The organism is Streptomyces sp. NPDC031670 (genome assembly GCF_055580545.1).
Genome location: NZ_JBVILC010000006.1, coordinates 146,718 through 164,137 on the forward strand (window position 1 = coordinate 146,718; position 17,420 = coordinate 164,137).

Annotated in this window: 14 protein-coding genes; 6 read left to right on the forward strand and 8 right to left on the reverse strand. The window is 72.7% G+C overall.

Annotated features, from left to right (window positions below; all coding sequences use genetic code 11):
• Positions 1–59: 59 nt before the first annotated feature.
• The 3 genes from ACZ5ID_RS14020 to ACZ5ID_RS14030 form a co-directional block, all read right to left on the reverse strand.
• Positions 60–638 carry a TerD family protein gene (locus ACZ5ID_RS14020; RefSeq protein ID WP_101387801.1) on the reverse strand — a complete coding sequence of 193 codons (579 nt, stop codon included), beginning with the start codon at positions 636–638 and terminating at the stop codon, positions 60–62.
• 118 nt (positions 639–756) lie between these two features.
• Complete coding sequence (uvrB, locus tag ACZ5ID_RS14025) at positions 757–2,889, reverse strand: excinuclease ABC subunit UvrB (protein WP_468897176.1); 2,133 nt, start codon at positions 2,887–2,889, stop codon at positions 757–759.
• Positions 2,890–2,972: 83 nt separating this feature from the next.
• A complete protein-coding gene (locus ACZ5ID_RS14030; RefSeq protein ID WP_468897178.1) occupies positions 2,973–3,833 on the reverse strand; it encodes an MHYT domain-containing protein in 861 nt (286 codons plus the stop codon).
• A gap of 278 nt (positions 3,834–4,111) precedes the next feature.
• Here ACZ5ID_RS14030 and ACZ5ID_RS14035 point away from each other — a divergent pair, with 278 nt between their 5' ends.
• Complete coding sequence (locus tag ACZ5ID_RS14035; protein ID WP_468897180.1) at positions 4,112–4,690, forward strand: methylated-DNA--[protein]-cysteine S-methyltransferase; 579 nt, start codon at positions 4,112–4,114, stop codon at positions 4,688–4,690.
• Between the two features lie 42 nt (positions 4,691–4,732).
• Here ACZ5ID_RS14035 and ACZ5ID_RS14040 read toward each other — a convergent pair whose 3' ends face one another.
• Positions 4,733–5,122 (reverse strand): cupin domain-containing protein, encoded by a 390-nt coding sequence (locus ACZ5ID_RS14040; RefSeq protein WP_468897182.1) that lies wholly within the window; start codon positions 5,120–5,122, stop codon positions 4,733–4,735.
• Positions 5,123–5,332: 210 nt separating this feature from the next.
• Between ACZ5ID_RS14040 and ACZ5ID_RS14045 the strand changes: the two genes are divergently transcribed.
• Together ACZ5ID_RS14045 and ACZ5ID_RS14050 are read left to right on the forward strand one after the other, a co-directional pair.
• Complete coding sequence (locus ACZ5ID_RS14045; RefSeq protein WP_468897184.1) at positions 5,333–6,238, forward strand: pseudouridine-5'-phosphate glycosidase; 906 nt, start codon at positions 5,333–5,335, stop codon at positions 6,236–6,238.
• Positions 6,235–7,173 (forward strand): carbohydrate kinase family protein, encoded by a 939-nt coding sequence (locus tag ACZ5ID_RS14050; protein WP_468897186.1) that lies wholly within the window; start codon positions 6,235–6,237, stop codon positions 7,171–7,173. Before ACZ5ID_RS14045 ends, ACZ5ID_RS14050 begins: the two co-directional genes overlap by 4 nt.
• Before the next feature lie 68 nt (positions 7,174–7,241).
• On the opposite strand, the gene ACZ5ID_RS14055 is transcribed toward ACZ5ID_RS14050, so the two are convergent.
• Positions 7,242–7,883 carry a nucleoside/nucleotide kinase family protein gene (locus ACZ5ID_RS14055; protein ID WP_468897188.1) on the reverse strand — a complete coding sequence of 214 codons (642 nt, stop codon included), beginning with the start codon at positions 7,881–7,883 and terminating at the stop codon, positions 7,242–7,244.
• A gap of 58 nt (positions 7,884–7,941) precedes the next feature.
• Positions 7,942–8,607, reverse strand: coding sequence for a winged helix-turn-helix transcriptional regulator (locus ACZ5ID_RS14060; protein WP_468897190.1), 666 nt, complete (start codon positions 8,605–8,607; stop codon positions 7,942–7,944).
• A gap of 130 nt (positions 8,608–8,737) precedes the next feature.
• Between ACZ5ID_RS14060 and ACZ5ID_RS14065 the strand changes: the two genes are divergently transcribed.
• The 3 genes from ACZ5ID_RS14065 (at position 8,738) to ACZ5ID_RS14075 (ending at position 13,004) form a co-directional block, all read left to right on the forward strand.
• On the forward strand, positions 8,738–9,949 hold the full coding sequence (locus tag ACZ5ID_RS14065) for a pyridoxal phosphate-dependent aminotransferase (RefSeq protein ID WP_468897192.1): 1,212 nt from the start codon (positions 8,738–8,740) through the stop codon (positions 9,947–9,949).
• 89 nt (positions 9,950–10,038) lie between these two features.
• Positions 10,039–10,689: a DUF2293 domain-containing protein gene (locus ACZ5ID_RS14070; protein ID WP_468897495.1), complete on the forward strand. Its 651-nt coding sequence runs from the start codon at positions 10,039–10,041 to the stop codon at positions 10,687–10,689.
• A gap of 233 nt (positions 10,690–10,922) precedes the next feature.
• Positions 10,923–13,004, forward strand: a complete 2,082-nt coding sequence (locus ACZ5ID_RS14075) for a TerD family protein (RefSeq protein ID WP_468897194.1) — start codon at positions 10,923–10,925, stop codon at positions 13,002–13,004.
• Positions 13,005–13,023: 19 nt separating this feature from the next.
• Here ACZ5ID_RS14075 and ACZ5ID_RS14080 read toward each other — a convergent pair whose 3' ends face one another.
• Both ACZ5ID_RS14080 and ACZ5ID_RS14085 read right to left on the reverse strand, forming a co-directional pair.
• Complete coding sequence (locus ACZ5ID_RS14080; protein WP_468897196.1) at positions 13,024–14,259, reverse strand: SWIM zinc finger family protein; 1,236 nt, start codon at positions 14,257–14,259, stop codon at positions 13,024–13,026.
• A 247-nt stretch (positions 14,260–14,506) separates the two neighbouring features.
• Complete coding sequence (locus ACZ5ID_RS14085) at positions 14,507–17,332, reverse strand: DEAD/DEAH box helicase (protein WP_468897198.1); 2,826 nt, start codon at positions 17,330–17,332, stop codon at positions 14,507–14,509.
• Between the last annotated feature and the right edge of the window lie 88 nt (positions 17,333–17,420).

Genomic DNA, 17,420 nt, shown 5'->3' on the forward strand with positions numbered 1-17,420 from the left:
TGCCGCCGGGAGCTGCGGGTGCGGCCGTGACGGCCGCCGGTGTCTGCGGGGAGCCGCGCCTACAGGTGCGGCAGGATCGCCGGCATCAGGTCCTGGAAGGTGCGTCCGTTGGACGGGTTGCCGATGGCGGTCATCTGCCAGCCGGCGCCCGCGCGGTGCACCTTCGCCATGATCTGCGCGGTGTACTGGCCGCCGCCGTCCAGCGTGTAGCGCGCCAGCTCCTGGCCGTTGGTCTCGTCGACGATGCGGCAGAACGCGTTCTGCACTTCCTGGAACGTCTGGCCGGTGAAGGAGTTCACCGTGAAGACGATCTGGTCGATGTGGACCGGGACCCGCTGGAGGTCGACGAGGATCGACTCGTCGTCGCCGCCCTGGCCGGCGCCGCCCACCAGGTTGTCGCCGGTGTGGCGCACCGAGCCGTCGTCGCTGACGAGGTGGCGGAAGAACACCACGTCCACCGGCTGCTTGTCGGCGAAGAGCACCGCCGACGCGTCCAGGTCGATCTCCCGGGTGCGCGAGCCGAACAGGCCGCGGCGGGGCGCCGCCTGCCAGCCGAGCCCCATCCGCACCGCGGTCAGGGTGCCGCCACCCTGCTTCTCCAGGCTGATGGCCTGGCCCTTGGTCAGATTGACCGTCACGCGCTGTCCCCTCTCCGCATTCCTACGTTCTCGGCCCCGACCCTACGCAGTGGCGCGATGTGCGCCACCGCGCGGGGCGGATTTGTGTCGGTCTTGCAACACACCGGGTGCCGGACCGTCAGGCCTGACCCGCCTCCCGCATCTGGCGCAACTCCTTCTTCAGCTCCCCCACTTCGTCCCGCAGCCTGGCGGCGATCTCGAACTGGAGCTCGGCGGCTGCGGCGCGCATCCGCTCGGTCATCTCCTCGATCTGCTCGGCGAGTTCGGCCGCCGGGCGGTCGGTGAGGACCGTGCCGCCCTTGCCCGCCTTGGCCTTCGCCTTGGCCGCCTTGGCGCCGAGCGCGGGCACCGGCGCCTTGGCGCTCTTGCCGTCCTTGGCCTTGCGGTAGCCGGAGCCGAGGAGCTGCTCGGTGTCGACCTCCTCGCGCGCGATGGTCGCGACGATGTCGTTGATCTTCTTGCGCAGCGGCTGCGGGTCGATCCCGCGCTCCTTGTTGTACGCGACCTGCTTCTCCCGGCGGCGGTTGGTCTCCTCGATGGCCTTCTCCATCGCCGGGGTGATCTTGTCGGCGTACATATGGACCTGGCCGGAGACGTTGCGCGCCGCGCGGCCGATGGTCTGGATCAGCGAGGTCCCCGAGCGCAGGAAGCCCTCCTTGTCGGCGTCGAGGATCGCGACGAGCGACACCTCGGGCAGGTCCAGGCCCTCCCGGAGCAGGTTGATGCCGACCAGCACGTCGTACTCGCCCGCGCGCAGCTCGCGCAGCAGCTCGACCCGGCGCAGGGTGTCGACGTCGCTGTGCAGGTACCGCACCTGGATGCCCATCTCCAGGAAGTAGTCGGTGAGGTCCTCGGCCATCTTCTTGGTGAGGGTGGTGACCAGGACGCGCTCGTCCTTCTCGGTGCGCTTGCGGATCTCGTGCACCAGGTCGTCGATCTGTCCCTCGGTGGGCTTGACCACGACCTCGGGGTCGACCAGGCCGGTGGGGCGGATGATCTGCTCCACGAAGCCGTCGCCGCGCGACAGCTCGTACTTGCCGGGGGTTGCGGAGAGGTAGACGGTCTGGCCGACGCGGCCCAGGAACTCCTCCCACTTCAGCGGCCGGTTGTCCATCGCGGAGGGCAGCCGGAAGCCGTGGTCGACCAGGGTGCGCTTGCGGGAGGCGTCGCCCTCGTACATCGCGCCGATCTGGGGGACGGTCACATGCGACTCGTCGAGGACCAGCAGGAAGTCGTCCGGGAAGTAGTCGAGCAGGGTGTTGGGCGCGGTGCCGGGCTCGCGGCCGTCGAAGTGCATCGAGTAGTTCTCGACGCCGGAGCAGCTGCCGATCTGGCGCAGCATCTCGATGTCGTACGTGGTCCGCATCCGCAGCCGCTGGGCCTCCAGGAGCTTGCCCTGCTTCTCCAGCTCGGCGAGGCGCTGCTCCAGCTCCTTCTCGATGCCGGTGACCGCCTTCTCCATGCGCTCGGGACCCGCCACGTAGTGGCTGGCGGGGAAGACGTACAGCTCCCGGTCCTCGCTGATGATCTCGCCGGTCAGCGGGTGCAGGGTGGACAGCGCCTCGATCTCGTCGCCGAACATCTCGATCCGGACGGCCAGCTCCTCGTAGACCGGGAAGATCTCGATGGTGTCGCCGCGCACCCGGAACGTGCCGCGCGCGAAGGCGACGTCGTTGCGCGTGTACTGGATGTCGACGAAGCGGCGCAGCAGCTGGTCGCGGTCGATCTCCTCGCCGACCTTCAGCTGCACCATCCGGTCCACGTACTCCTGCGGCGTGCCCAGGCCGTAGATGCACGAGACGGAGGCCACCACGATCACGTCGCGGCGGGTCAGCAGCGAGTTGGTCGCCGAGTGGCGCAGCCGCTCGACCTCCTCGTTGATCGAGGAGTCCTTCTCGATGTACGTGTCCGACTGCGGGACGTACGCCTCGGGCTGGTAGTAGTCGTAGTACGAGACGAAGTACTCGACGGCGTTGTTGGGCAGGAGCTCGCGGAACTCGTTCGCCAGCTGGGCCGCCAGCGTCTTGTTCGGCGCCATGACCAGCGTGGGGCGCTGGAGCTTCTCGATCATCCAGGCAGTCGTCGCCGACTTTCCGGTGCCGGTCGCACCCAGCAGGACGACATCCTTCTCACCTGCGCGGATGCGCCGCTCCAGCTCGGCGATGGCCGCCGGCTGGTCGCCGCTGGGCTGGTAGGGGCTGACGACCTCGAAAGGCGCCACCGTACGTTCGATCTTGGAAACGGGCCGCATGCAACCACCGTACGACCCCCCACTGACAGTCGGGCGTGATCGGCCCGGCGGCGGGGGTGCGGCCGGGTGCCCGCGGCCCCGGATCACCAGTCGTGCGGGGACGAGGAGCCCTCGCCGGGCCGGTGCGGGGCGGCCCACTGGGTGCGCTCGGGGAAGGACGGGAGGTGGCGGGGGGCGGGCGCCGGGCGGGGCGGTCGCTTCTCCCACTCGGGCCTGCCCATCACCACGAGCGGGTCGAACATCACGACGACGCCCGCGAGCACCAGGAAGGCCACCGGGCCGATCAGCATCGGCGCCAGCACGGTGGCCGGTGAGTCCCCGGTGGTGGTGCCCGCGCCCTCGTGCAGATGGACGCTGAGCGCGGCCATGCCGGTGTAGTGCATACCGCTCACGGCCAGGCCCATGACGACGCTGGCGCCGAGGCTGGCCAGGAAGCCCCTGACGGAGACGGCCGCCCAGAGCGCGGCGGTGGCGGCGACGACCGCGATGACCACGGAGAGGCTGACGGTGAGGGTGTTGTAAGCGAACTCCCCGTGCAGTCGAATTCCGGCCATGCCGAGGTAGTGCATCGACGCCACGCCGAGCCCGGTGATGGTCCCGCCGGTGACCAGTGCCAGGGGCGTGGCGCCCCGGTAGCCGACGATGAAGATGCCGATGCCGACCATCACGACGGCCAGGCCCAGACTGGCGAACGTGATCGGCCGGTCGTAGCCGAGCACCTCCTGGCGGACCGAGAAGCCCATCATCGCGATGAAGTGCATGGTCCAGATGCCGGAGCCTATGGAGGTGGCCCCGAGCGCCAGCCACAGCGCTCTGAAGGGCCGGTCGGCCCGTAGGGACCTGGCGGTGCAGCGCAGCCCGAGCGCGCCGCCCAGACAGGCCATGAGGAACGCCACCACCGGCGTGACGAGTCCGTAGGTGAAGCCGTCGACCGTCCCGTGCATATGTGTGCCCTTCACCCCGTACCGACTACCGACTGAAGAGGCCCACTGCTGTCGCCGAGGCCCTGGTTCGGGGCGACATTAAGGCTCGCCGAGCGACAGGCAAACATTTTCGCGCCAATTTGTCGACACCTTGAACCGGGAGGGCCTGTTTTCCGTAGTTCCACGAGAGCAAACGGACCCCGGTCCGCCGGGCGGCGAACGGCCCCCCGGTGTCCGGACGGACTGGCGCCCGGAGCCGGCCGGGCGGCGTTGTCAGTGGCGCGCCGTACGGTGACGGCATGGACAGCGACGTGCGGTTCGAGGGCGCCCCGCGGGGGCCGGGGCGGGTGGAGTGGGCGGTCGTCGGCGGCGGCATCGGCCCTCTGCTGCTGGCCGCGACCGACCAGGGGCTGGTGAGCGTGGTCTTCCACGCCCGGGAGGCGGTCCGGGACAGGGCCCTGCGGGGCCTGGCGGCCCGGCTGGGGGCCGAACCGTCCCCGGCCCGCGGCCACGGGACGGGCCCGCTCGCCGAGCCCATACGGCAGCTGGAGGCGTACTTCGCGGGTGATCTGCGCGTCTTCGACCTGCCGCTGGACTGGTCGCTGTCCTCCGGCTTCAACCGGCAGGTGCTGCAAGCACTGGAGGCGACCGTTCCGTACGGGACGGTGGTGGGGTACGGCGACCTCGCCGACCGGGTCGGCCGCCCCCGGGCGGCGCAGGCGGTGGGCGCCGCCATGGGGTCCAACCCGCTGCCCGTGGTGGTGCCCTGCCACCGGGTGGTGGAGAGCGACGGCGGGCTGGGCGGGTTCGGCGGCGGCCTGGAGACCAAGCGGCGGCTGCTCGCCCTGGAGGGGGTGCTGCCGCAGCCGCTGTTCTGAGCGCTCCGGGGCGGGCGGCCGACCGGCGGGAGCCGCAGGGGGCTACAGGCTGATGTGGTACGCCTTGCGCAGCGTCTCGTGCACGGTCCAGGTCGTCCGGTCGCCCTCCCGCAGCACGCACGCGTCGCCCGGGCCGAGCTCCAGGGTGTCGCCGCCCGCCACCTCGACGGTCGCCCGTCCGCCGACCACCACGAAGAGCTCGTTCGCCTCGGTGTCGGTCACCACCCCGGGCGTGATCTGCCAGATGCCGCGCACCTGCTTGCCGTCGGGCGATTCCCAGAGCACCTTTCCGGTGACCTCCGGGGTGCCGGAGACGATCTGGCCGGGGTCCAGGGGTTCGGGCTCCAGCTCGGCGTCCGGGATGTGCACGACGAAGGAGGCCGGTGCGAACGCGTCGGCGGAAGGGGTCTCGATGTGATCATTGGTCGTCATGGCGCGCCAATCTAGCCACCTGCCGCGCCGCCCCCGACGCCGCCTCCGGCCGGAACCGCCGACCGGGAGCGGACTCCTGCCGAGTGGGTCGCGGGGGCGGGCCCCGTAGGCCTCGCGGCCACCGCCTCCGCGGACCTCCTGCCGCGCGCCTCGCACGGGTGATCGCCCCGGGGACGTTTACGCGGTGCGCGGGCGCGCCAGGGATGGGGCATGTCCTACGACGACGTACTCAAGGTGTCCGCCGAGGTGCGGGAGGCCCGGGCCGAGGGGCGTCCCGTGGTCGCTCTGGAGTCCACGATCATCGCCCACGGACTGCCGCGCCCGCGCAATCTGCGGGTGGCCACGGAGCTGGAGGAGCTGGTCCGGGCCCAGGGCGCCGTCCCCGCCACGGTCGCGGTGCTGGACGGGCGCCCCCACGTCGGCCTGGACAAGGACCAGTTGGAGCGGGTCGCGGGCGGCGGTCTGCGCAAGCTGGGCCACCGCGATCTGCCCATGGCGCTGGCCACGGGCGCGAGCGGGGCCACCACGGTCTCCGCGACCGCCTATCTGGCGCACTGGGCGGACATCCGCGTCTTCGCCACCGGCGGCCTCGGCGGGGTCCACCGCGGCTGGACGGAGACCCAGGACGAGTCGGCGGACCTCCAGCTCCTGGCCCGTACCCCGGTGGCGGTGGTGTGCGCGGGAGTGAAGTCGATCCTCGACGTCCCGGCGACGCTCCAGCGGATGGAGACGCTCGGCATCGGGGTGGTGGGTTACGGAACGGACCGCTTCCCCGGCTTCTATCTGGCCGACTCCGGTGAGCCGGTCGACTGGACGGTGCACACCCCGCGGGAGGTCGCCGACGTCCTGCGGTCCCATGAGGCGATCGACCTCGATTCGGCGCTGATCGTGGCCAATCCGGTCCCGGAGGCCGAGCAGCTCGATCCGGAGCTGCACGACCGGGTACTGGCCGAGGCCCTCGCCGCCTGCCGCGAGCAGGGCGTCACGGGCCAGGCCGTCACCCCGTTCCTGCTCGACCATCTGGTGCGGCGCACCGGTGGGGCGTCCCTGGAGGCGAACGTGGCGGCGGTGCGCGGCAACGTACGGCTGGCGGCGGCGATCGCGGCGGCGCTGTGACGGACGCGCCCGCCGGACCGGAACCGGCTGCTCCGCGAGGCCTGCTGGTCGTCGGGGACGTGGTGACCGATGTCGTGGCCCGGCACCGCGGGCCGCTGGCTCCGGCCACGGACACGGCGGCCGAGATCCGTACGGTTCCGGGCGGTGCGGGCGCCAACGCCGCCTGCTGGGCAGCCCGTTCGGGCTGCACGGACGTGCGCGTCCTGGGCCGGGTCGGGACCGACGCGCTGGACTGGCACGAGCGGGGGCTGCGGCGGGCGGGCGTACGGCCGCTGCTGGTCGCGGACCCGGTGACGCCCACCGCCACCGTGGTCTCGCTGGTCGACGCCGCGACCGCCGAGCGCACCTTCCTCACCGACAGCGGCGCCGTGCTGCGCATATCCCCCGCCGACTGGGACCCGGCGTTCCTGGACGGCGTCGGACGGCTGCATCTCTCGGGCTATCTGTTCTTCGCCGACGCCAGCCGTGAACTGGCCCGCACAGCGTGCCGCTCAGCGCTGGAGGCCGGGGTTCCGGTGAGTCTGGATCCGGCGTCGGCGGGGTTCCTGGCCGAGCTGGGTGTCGAGCGGTTCCTGGCCGCGGCCGAGGGCGTCCAGGCGCTGCTGCCCAACGCCGACGAGGCGCGGCTGCTCAGCGGCCTCGCCGAACCGGCCGGGGCGGCGGCCGAGTTGAGCCGAAGGTTCCCGCTGGTCGCGGTGACGCTCGGGGCGGTCGGGGCGCTGGTGGCGGTGGGCGGTGAGATCGTCGCCCGGGTGGCGGCACCGGAGCCGGACACGGCCGCCGTCGACTCGACGGGCGCGGGCGACGCCTTCACGGGCGGCTTCCTCGCCGCGCTCCTCGCGGGCGCGGGCCCGGCCGAGGCCGCTCAGGCCGGCTGCCGGGCGGGCGCGCTGGCGGTGACCGTGGTGGGCGGACGGCCGCCGGCGCCCGGCTGATCCGTCAGGGCGTGTTGCGAAAGTGGCGCCGTCCGCCCGCGGGGCAGGCGGGACTTCCGCAACACGCCCTAGCGGGCCGCGCCGTCCCACGCCGGGTGTTTCGGGTCGTCGGCGCGCACGACGACGTCGGCGGCCTCGGCGGGCCGCACCTCCTCCTCGTACCGCTCGAACGCGGGGAGCGTCCACCGGTCCCGCTCCGGCGTGCGCCGCCGCAGCGCGCCCGGCGAGAGACGGAGGTGGACGGTGAGGTCGAAGGGGAACCAGCGCCCCAGCAGCAGTGGCCCGTGCACCACCAGCACGCCCCCTTCCGGAAGGACCCGGTACTCGCTCCGCGTCGCCCGGTCGGTCACCGGGTCCCAGAGGTCGGGCAGCACCCGGCCGCTGCCCCCGGCCTCCAGCGGGCCGAACACCTCCCGCCAGAGCGCCGCCGTGTCGAACCAGCCGTCGGCGTAGCTGTCCGGGTCCTCGCGGCCGTACTCGAAACGCAGCGAGGCGGGCCGCAGGAAGCCCTCGGTGGACAGGACGAGCACCGAACGGCCCCGTAGGCGCAGCGCCTCGGCCAGTGCGTGCGCCAGCTCACCGGGCCGGGCCGCGGGCGCGCCGTCGACGCCGACGCGCAGCCAGGGGCCGCCGCCCTCGGACCGCGCGTCCACGGACCGTTCCGCCAGGGCCTCGGTCAGCCGTTCCCATGTGATCGCTTCGAGTCGCACGCCTCCATGATGCGGGCCGCTCGCGCGTACGCGGCGGGGGCCCGGGGTGCAAGCGCGCTCACGCGCCCCGCAGCGCCGCCGCGACGGGCCCCTCGCCCGTCACCTCGATCCGTCCGGCCCTGACGCCCTCCTCGACCGTCAGCGCGCCCTCCGCGAGCGCGCGGCAGGTGTCGGCGTCCAGGACGAGCCGGGCGTCGGCGTCCGGCGCCGGCCCCTCCCCGTACACCGCAGCGCCGGCGCCGTCCGTGGCGGCTGCGCCCCCGTCGGTCCGGACGTGGAACTCGCCCTCGTCCAACCGTACGTCGAGGACCGCCGGGCCGCCGGGAAGGCGGCACAGCAGCGGGATCAGCGGGATCGCGAACCAGTGCGCCCGCACGGCGTCGGTGGGCCGCCGCTCGGCGAGGTCCGGCGCGCCCCAGGCGGCGAGGGCGGTCAGCACGGGCAGCAACTCGCGTCCGCGCGCGGTCAGTTCGTACACCGTCGCGGCTGCCGGCGGGGGCAGCCTGCGGCGGGTCGCCAGCTCCTCGCGCTCCATGTCCTTGAGGCGGGAGGCCAGCACGTCCGTGGAGACGCCCGGGAGATCCGCGTGCAGATCCGTATAACGGCGCGGGCCCGCGAGGAGTTCCCGGACGATCAGCAGCGTCCACCGGTCCCCGACGGCGTCGAGGGCGCGGGCAGCGGCGCAGTACTGGTCGTAGCTTCGACGGCGTGGCTGACGTGGCATACGACGCAGTCTAGACAAGATGTTGGACTTTCCAAGCTCCAACTTGGTAAAACCAAGTGACGCACATTCGAGTGACGCAGGACAGGCGAGTCACACCAGAGGGATCTGGGCACCTCGGGAGGGCCACGGCATGGAGTTCCGGCAGTCGAGCAAGCTGAGCGAGGTCTGTTACGAGATCCGCGGCCCGGTCATCGAGCAGGCCAACGCGCTGGAGGAGGCGGGCCACAGCGTGCTGCGCCTCAACACCGGCAACCCGGCGCTCTTCGGCTTCGAGGCGCCCGAGGAGATCCTCCAGGACATGATCCGGATGCTGCCGCGGGCCCACGGCTACACGGACTCGCGCGGCATCCTCTCGGCGCGGCGCGCCGTCGCCCAGCGCTACCAGGCGATGGGGCTGCCGGACGTCTCCGTCGACGACGTCTTCCTCGGCAACGGCGTCTCCGAGCTGGTCTCCATGGCCGTGCAGGCGCTCCTGGAGGACGGGGACGAAGTCCTCATCCCCGCGCCGGACTTCCCGCTCTGGACGGCCGTCACCAAGCTCGCGGGCGGCAAGGCCGTCCACTACATCTGCGACGAGTCGGCCGACTGGTACCCCGACCTCGACGACATGGCGTCGAAGATCACCGACCGCACCAGGGCGGTCGTCATCATCAACCCCAACAACCCCACGGGCGCGGTGTATCCCAAGGAGGTCATCGAGGGCATCCTCGACCTGGCCCGCCGCCACCAGCTGATGGTGTTCGCCGACGAGATCTACGACCAGATCGTCTACGACGACGCCGTCGCCCACTGTGCCGCGGCGCTCGCTCCCGACCTGGTCGTCCTCACCTTCAGCGGGCTGTCCAAGACGTACCGCGTCGCGGGGTTCCGCTCCGGCTGGCTGGTCGTCAGCGGCCCCCAGCAGCACGCCAGGAACTACCTGGAGGGCCTGACCATGCTCGCCTCCATGCGGCTGTGCCCCAACGCACCCGCCCAGTACGCCATCCAGGCGGCGCTCGGCGGCCGTCAGTCCATCCAGGAACTGACCGCGCCGGGCGGCCGGCTGCACGAACAGCGCGACCGGGCCTGGGAGAAGCTGAACGAGATCCCGGGTGTGTCCTGTGTGAAGCCGAAGGGCGCGCTGTACGCGTTTCCCCGGATCGACCCCAAGGTTCACCCGATCGAAGACGACGAGAAGTTCGTCCTTGACCTGCTGCTGCGGGAGAAGATCCAGGTGGTGCAGGGGACGGGCTTCAACTGGCCGCGCCCGGACCACTTCCGCATCCTGACACTGCCGCACGCCGACGACCTGGACGCGGCCATCAGCCGGATCGGGCGCTTCCTCAGCGGATACCGGCAGTGAGCGCCGCCGGGGCGGACACGGTTTGCGCGGGCGGCCATTGAGGGATCCAGGAGAGGGGGGCAGGGGGGCGCGCGTGAGGGAGGCGGGCCATTCTCGTCATAGAACCCAGAAGACGGCACCGCTGCGCCGACTGCGACCGGGGCCCCCTGCCCCGGCTGGTCCCGGACACGGGAGCGCCGCGCTGCCTGGACTGCGCCGACCTCGGACACCTCGTGTTCCTGCCGCGCGGCGACACGGCCCTGACGCGCCGCGCCCGCGAGGAGAGCACGCTCTCGGCGGTCGTGATCCGCTTCAACCGCCGACGGCACCGGTACGAACGCCGGGGCGTGCTCGTCGAGGAGGCGGCGCTCGCCGTCGCCGAGGAGCGCTGTCTGGCCGACTCCGAGGCCCGTGCGCGCCGCCGCGCCCGCGACGCGCTCCGGCGCGCCGCCGAGGACGTCCGCTTCACCGCGGCCCTGGAGGCCGAGATCCTGCGCCTGTTCCCCGGCTGCCCGCCCGCCCGGGCCCATGACATCGCGGTCCACGCCTCGGTGCGCGGCAGCGGCCGGGTGGGCCGCACTGCGGCGGGCCGCGCACTGGACGAGGACGCGGTGACGGCGGCGGTCCGCGCCTCCGTACGCCACCTGGACACCCCCTACGACCAGCTCCTGATGGCCAGGGTGCCGCGCAACCGGGCACGGGCGCGGGTGGCGGCACGGATCGAGGGGGTGCTGGCGGGGTGGGCGGAGGGCGGGACGTAGCTCCCGGAGACGGTCCGTCGAGCGGCGCGACTCCCCTGCGGTTGGCTGACCGGTCCGGACCCATTGATACAAGACGTGACGTGTTTACGCGGATGTCCCAGTCTTCGGGTTCCGGATGAGTAGGCTGCACTTCCGGCTCTTGGGGAAGAGCCTCAACATCCCGTGAAAGAGAGGGCAGTTCGGGCCTGCCCGTACAGCCCTCGCGTCCCGTGGGGGGATCTCGCGTGCACGAAATGGCCAAGGGTTCCAACGTCAGCCTGTCCTCGCTCAGCGAGCACGCCGACTCCGTGATGGTGAGTCTGAGTTGGAGCAGTCCCAGCGGTGAAGGTGACGCCGATGTCTCCGTACTCCTGATCGGCACCGACGGAAAAGTCCGCGGCAACAGCGACTTCTACTTCTACAACAACCCCACCGCACCCGACGGCAGTGTGCAGCTGTTGGGATCGGCCCCTACCGAGAACGGCACCGAGGACCGCATCCGGCTGGATCTCACCCCGCTCCCCGCCGACGTGGACCGCGCCGTCATCGCTGCGAGCCGGCATCGACGGGCCCACTTCGGCGAGCTGGAGAGCATTCGGCTCACCCTCAAGGACGGATCGGGCGACGACGTTCTGGGATTCTCCATCGACGACGCGACCGTGGAGAGCGCCTTCGTCTTCGGTGAGATCTACCGGCGCAACGGCGAGTGGAAGTTCCGGGCCGTCGGCCAGGGCTACGACACCGGTCTGGCGGGGCTGGCCACCGACTACGGCATCGAGGTCGACGAGGACGACGACCGGGACGACGAGGCCGTCGGTGCCACCGACGGCCAGGCCTGCGACGTACGGGACACCGACGGGAACCGTTCCGCTGGAACCTCGCCCGCAGAGATCCCGGGCGCCGTCCAGGCAGCGGCCTTCACGAAGCCGGTCGCCGCGCCCCTGGCCGTCCCGGCGCCCCGGGAACCGGAGTCGACGGCCCCTGCCCCGGTCCGCAGGGTGCGTACGGCCAAGAAGAAGGTCACCCTCCCCCGGACGGCAAAGCCCTCCCTGGCGGAGAACGACAACTGGCGGACAGCACGTCTCTTCCCCGCCTCATCGCTCAAGAGCGACCGGGAACGCGAAGTGCGGGCGACATCCGTCCTGCTGTCGGTGATGGCCCAGGTTCCGGAATTCGGACGCCGGCTCACCGCCGCTTTCGGCGCGCCCGCAGGGCGCATGGAGACCTTCACCGAGGTCTCACTTCCGCACGGCGAGAGCCCGAAGCGCCCTGACGGAATCCTCCGTGTCGAACGCGCCGGAAAACTGTGGACCGCACTCGTGGAGACGAAGACGAACGGCAACGCGCTCAAGCCCGAGCAGATCCAGGACTACGTGGACATCGCCTCCCGACGCGGTTACGAAGCCGTCATCACGCTCTCGAACGACGTTGCCCTCGAAGGAAGCCCTCTGGTCGATGTGAAGGTCGACGGACGGCGCAAGCACAAAGTGGCGCTGTGGCACCTCTCCTGGGCGGAGGTGACCCAGCAGGCGCAGATGCTGCTCCGCCACGAGGGCGTGCGCCAGGAATCGCACGCCTGGCTGTTGCAGGAACTCCTCCACTATCTCCAGCACGAGAACTCCGGCTGCCACGGCTTCCAGAACATGGGCCCCGCCTGGGTCCCGGTGCGCAACGGGATCGACGAGGAGACCCTGTCGCCCGGCGACCCCCGGACGGTGCAGGTCGTGGAGAGCTGGGAGCGGCTGGTACGTCAGGTCTGCCTCCGCATCGGCGGGGAACTCGGCGCCAAGGTGGTGCCGGTTCAGCGCACCAAGCGCGGGACCGACCCGCGGTCGCGTCGCATCGAGGTGGCGGACCGGTTCTGTGTGGACGGAAAACTGGACGCCGAGATCCGGATCGACGGCGTGCCCGGCATTCTCACCATCAGTGCCGATCTGCGCATGGGCAGGCTGCGGACCTCCATCGAGGTGGCCGCCCCCGACCAGGGCTACCCGCTTTCATGGGTGAAACGGCTGATGAAGCAGCTCAGCGAAGCACCGGCTGACCTCCATGTACAAACACTGCTGGAAGGCGAGGCCGTGGGGCCGCGCGGGACACTGGAGAAGCTCCGGCTGGAGCCGGGAGACCTGCTGGCGAAGGGACCGGAGCGCATCACCGGATTCCGGCTGTCGCTCTCCAAGAGCGTGGGCAATGCCCGCGGCAACTCAGAGAGCGGCTTCATCCGCAGCGTGGACGCCGCGGTCGACCGCTTCCACACCACCGTGGTGGCCAGGCTGGAGCAGCACGGGGGCTCCCGGCGCCCCAGGTCCGCCCCGCCTCTGGAAGTCACTGCCTGACCCGGCCCTTCGGGATGGTTCAGCGGTCGGACCAGGCGTCGAGTGCCGCCACCGGGTCGGAGCCCGGTATCCCCCGCGGCCACCAGTCCTCTCTGCCGGGGTCGGACTCGTATACGTACCAGAGGCCGTCGCGGCCGTAGCGGAGCTGGGTGGTGGAGGCGGAGAGGTGGTTGCGCCAGGGGCGGAAGCCCGCGTGGCCTGCCGCTATCAGGGCGGGGCGGGCGCGGTCGAAGGGGCCCGCCGGCGGGTCCCAGGGGGTTTCCAGGACGGCGAGCGCCGCGAGGCCGCCCTGGCGCCAGGCGGCCACCGCGCGGGCCAGATCGGTGGTGGTCCGCCCAGTAGCCCGGGACAGCGCGGCGTACAGCGCCCGGGTCGTGGAGGTCACACCGGAGCCGGGGTGCGCCGCCGCGAGACGGACCGCGTCCTGCCAGGCCGACAGGGACGCGATCGGGTCCTCGCCGGTGGTCAGCAGGGCGTGCGCCCGGGCCGCCGCCTCGGTGGCCAGCAGGTCGAGCGCGAGCGGGTCGGGGGCGCCCTGGAGGGTGGGGAAGGCCGGCGGATGGCCCGCGCGCGCCGGGACCGGGAAGGGGGGCGGCAGCTCGGGCCGCGCCCCGGACCTGACCGCCTCCCGGGCGGCGACCGTGGGCAGTTCGGGCGCCGGCGTCTCCCGCTCCACCGCCGACAGGGCGGTGTTGCGGCGGGCCAGCGCGGCGAGCGTCTCCTGCTCGCCCCGGCCGCGCATCAGCAGCAGGACGAAGGGGTCCTCGTCGAGGAGCCGGGCCGTCTGGTAGCAGAGCGCCGCCGCGTGCTTGCACGGGTAGCCGTCGTCGGGGCAGGAGCAGTCGGGGACCAGGTCACCGGAGGCGGGAAGCAGATCGACCTGGTCGGCGAGGGTGTGCGGCAGGTCCTTGTCGAGCAGCGCGGCGATGTGGGAGGGGTTCTGGGCAGCGGTGTCGAGGAAGTCCTCCCAGGCCCCGTCGGGCAGGGTGCGCAGACGCAGTTCCGTACGGTACGGACGGGGGCGGGAGCCGTGCACGTACGCGGTGATGCGGCCGGGGGTGACGGTGATCGCGTCGACGTTCCCCGCCTGCGCGTACCTGCGGCCACGGGCCAGCCGGGCCGGGTCCAGGGCCAGGCCCTCCAGGGCCTCGATCCAGGCCCCGCCCCACCAGGTGCCGGTCCGTTCCGACCGGGCACCCAGGGCCGGGAAGGTGCGGCGCCGGTCGTCGTAGCGGGTCGCCGGGAGCGGACTCATACGGGCCTCCTGTCGGCGGCGGGGCCGGGCGTCGCGGGGCCTGCTGTGGCGGCGCCTGATCTCGCGGGGCCTGCTGTCGCGGGGCCTGCTGTCGTGAGGCGGACCGTCGCGGGTACGGCTGTCGCGGACGCGGGCGTCGCGGGCCGGGCTGTCGTGAGTACGGCTGGCGTCGGCCCGGCTGGCGTCAGCCGGGCCGTCGTGGGTGCGGCCGTCGCGGGCGTGGGCCGGCCGGGGCGCGGGTGTCCGTTCATGCGCTTCTCCGCAGCGAGATGAGGTCCGCCAGCTCCCGGTCGGTGAGCTCCGTCAGGGCGCTCTCGCCCGAGCCCAGGACCGCGTCCGCCAGCGCGCGTTTCGCGGCGAGCATCTCGGCGATGCGGTCCTCCACGGTGCCCTCGGCGATCAGACGGTGGACCTGCACCGGCTGGGTCTGGCCGATGCGGTAGGCGCGGTCGGTGGCCTGCTCCTCCACGGCCGGGTTCCACCAGCGGTCGTAGTGGACGACGTGGCCCGCGCGGGTGAGGTTGAGGCCGGTGCCGGCCGCCTTCAGGGAGAGGATGAAGACGGGGACCTCGCCGGACTGGAACGCGTCCACCAGCCGGTCCCGCTCCGCCACCGGTGTTCCGCCGTGCAGCAGTTGGGAGGGGACTCCGCGCGAGGTGAGGTGCGCGGAGAGCAGCCGGGCCATCGACACGTACTGGGTGAAGACCAGGACCGAGCCGTCCTCGGCCAGGATCGTGTCGAGCAGCTCGTCGAGGAGGGTGAGCTTGCCGGACCGGGCGTGCAGCCGGGGCGCGGTCTCCTTCAGATACTGCGCCGGGTGGTTGCAGATCTGCTTCAGGGCCGTCAGCAGCTTCATGATCAGGGCGCGCCGGGCGATGCCCTCGGCGGCCTCGACCCCGGCCATGGCCTCCCGGACGACCGCCTCGTAGAGCGAGGCCTGTTCGCGGGTGAGCGGGACCGGGTGGTCGGTCTCCGTCTTGGGCGGCAGCTCGGGCACGATGCCCGGGTCGGACTTCTTCCTGCGCAGGAGGAAGGGCCGGACCAGCCGGGCCAGCCGCTCGGCCGCCTGGGCGTCCTCGCCGTTCTCCACCGCGCGCGCGTGGCGGGCGCGGAACGACTTGAGGGGACCCAGCAGCCCGGGGGTGGTCCAGTCGAGCAGGGCCCACAGCTCGGAGAGGTTGTTCTCGACCGGCGTGCCGGTGAGGGCGATACGCGCGGGCGCCGGGATGGTGCGCAGCGCCTTCGCCGTGGCCGAGAAGGGGTTCTTGACGTGCTGCGCCTCGTCCGCGACGACCATTCCCCAGGTGTGCGCGGCCAGTTGGGGAGCGCTGCCGCGCATCGTGCCGTACGTGGTGAGGACGAAGCCGCCCTCCGTCTCCACGAGGCTGCGGTCGCTGCCGTGGAAGCGCCGCACGGGCACGCCGGGGGCGAACCGGGCGATCTCCCGCTGCCAGTTGCCGAGCAGCGACGCCGGGCAGATCACCAGGGTCGGTTCGGGACGCGCGCGCCGCAGATGGAGCGCGATCACGGTGATCGTCTTGCCGAGGCCCATGTCGTCCGCGAGGCAGCCGCCGAGACCGAGGGAGGTCATCAGGTCCAGCCAGGCGAGGCCGCGCAGCTGGTAGTCGCGGAGCGTGGCGTCCAGGCCCGGGGGCTGGACGGTGGCCCGCGGGCCCTCGGTGAGGCGGTCGCGCAGGGCGGCCAGCGAGCCGGTCGGCACCGCCTCCACGGTCTCGCCGTCGACCTCGGCGGTGCCGGTGAGCGCGACGGACAGCGCGTCCACCGGGTCGAGCAGTCCCAGGTCGCGCTTGCGCGCCTTGCGTACGAGCTCGGGGTCGGCCACCACCCATTGGCCGCGCAGCCGCACGATCGGCCGATGGGCCTCGGCCAGCGTGTCCATCTCGGACTGGCTGAGCGGTTCGCCGCCGAGCGCCAGCTCCCAGTTGAAGGCGAGCAGCTCCCCGGCGTCGAAGAACGCGGTGCCGTCGGTCGCCGAACCCGGCGCGGGCCGGACGACAGCGGTGGCGCTCAGGCTGCGGGCCAGCTCGCGCGGCCAGTGCACGGCGACGCCCGCCGCGTCCAGCCGGGTCGCGGCCGAACCGAGCAGGTCGTAGAGCTCGCTCTCGGTGAGCGCCAGCACATCCGGCACCGGCCGCTCCAGCAGCAGCCCCAGGGGTGGCCAGACCCGCGCGGCCCGGCGCAGGGCGAGCAGGGCGTCGATCCGCGCGCGCGGTCCGAACGCCTCGGGCCGCTCCCCCTCCCACAGCTCCGCCGCGTCGACGACCAGGGTGGGGTCGGCCAGGCTGTGGACCTGGACGACCGCGGACCCCGCGCGCCGCGCGTCCTCCTCGTCGCCGCTGTCGAACATGCCGTACCCCGACAGATCCAGGCGCAGGGAGACCCGCACGCCCGCGTCCATGCCCGCCGCCGCCTCGGCCGCCCACACGCGCGCGCCGGGCAGGTGCTGGGGCGCGGACGCCGCGAACGCCGGACCCACGGCGTGGGCCGCGGCCGGGGTGCGCGGCAGGCCGTCCGCCACCGCGTCCAGGAACGCGCGCACCAGCGCCTCGGGGTCGGGCAGCCGCAGCGGGCCCCGGCCCGGCACGGGCACTCCGTACGCCTCGTACGGCATGGCGGCGGCGACGGCCCGGAGCTGGGCGATGTCGTCGGCGTCCAGCGGGCCCGCCCGCCAGGCGTCGTGGTCGGTCCCGGTCAGGCCGGGCAGCAGCCGGCCGCGCGCGACCAGGTGCAGGGCGTGCAGCGCGGCGGCGCCCCAGCTGGCGGTCGCGGGGTGCGCGCCGGGGTGGTGGCGGGCCCGGACGAGCAGGGGCAGGGCCTCGGTGACGGGCAGCAGGCGGGCCATGACGGCACGCCGTGCGGCGCCGGAGCCGTGGCGCCGCACCACGGTCAGCTCGGTGACCTCGCCCGCCCCGCCGTCCCCACCGGGCAGCGGTCCGCCCGCCGGGTCCCAGAAGGCGACCCTGCCCTCGCGGGGCAGCCCCGCGGGCAGGAACACCGCCGCCGCGGACACACCGGGCCACGCCGTCGGCGGCGTCCGCTCGGGTCGCGTCATGTCAGGTCACCTCCCCTCGTGCGCAGAGCCATGGATCGGCGCACGATCCGCGACTGCTCTACGACCTTACGGGCGGGGTCTGACAATC

Bases quoted from the DNA above. Each gene is read 5' to 3' on its own strand.
- uvrB (WP_468897176.1), bottom strand. From the start codon at position 2,889: ATGCGGCCCGTTTCCAAGATCGAACGTACGGTGGCGCCTTTCGAGGTC.
- ACZ5ID_RS14030 (WP_468897178.1), bottom strand. From the start codon at position 3,833: ATGCACGGGACGGTCGACGGCTTCACCTACGGACTCGTCACGCCGGTG.
- ACZ5ID_RS14035 (WP_468897180.1), top strand. From the start codon at position 4,112: ATGGACAGCGACGTGCGGTTCGAGGGCGCCCCGCGGGGGCCGGGGCGG.
- ACZ5ID_RS14040 (WP_468897182.1), bottom strand. From the start codon at position 5,122: ATGACGACCAATGATCACATCGAGACCCCTTCCGCCGACGCGTTCGCA.
- ACZ5ID_RS14045 (WP_468897184.1), top strand. From the start codon at position 5,333: ATGTCCTACGACGACGTACTCAAGGTGTCCGCCGAGGTGCGGGAGGCC.
- ACZ5ID_RS14060 (WP_468897190.1), bottom strand. From the start codon at position 8,607: ATGCCACGTCAGCCACGCCGTCGAAGCTACGACCAGTACTGCGCCGCT.
- ACZ5ID_RS14065 (WP_468897192.1), top strand. From the start codon at position 8,738: ATGGAGTTCCGGCAGTCGAGCAAGCTGAGCGAGGTCTGTTACGAGATC.
- ACZ5ID_RS14075 (WP_468897194.1), top strand. From the start codon at position 10,923: ATGGCCAAGGGTTCCAACGTCAGCCTGTCCTCGCTCAGCGAGCACGCC.
- ACZ5ID_RS14080 (WP_468897196.1), bottom strand. From the start codon at position 14,259: ATGAGTCCGCTCCCGGCGACCCGCTACGACGACCGGCGCCGCACCTTC.
- ACZ5ID_RS14085 (WP_468897198.1), bottom strand. From the start codon at position 17,332: ATGACGCGACCCGAGCGGACGCCGCCGACGGCGTGGCCCGGTGTGTCC.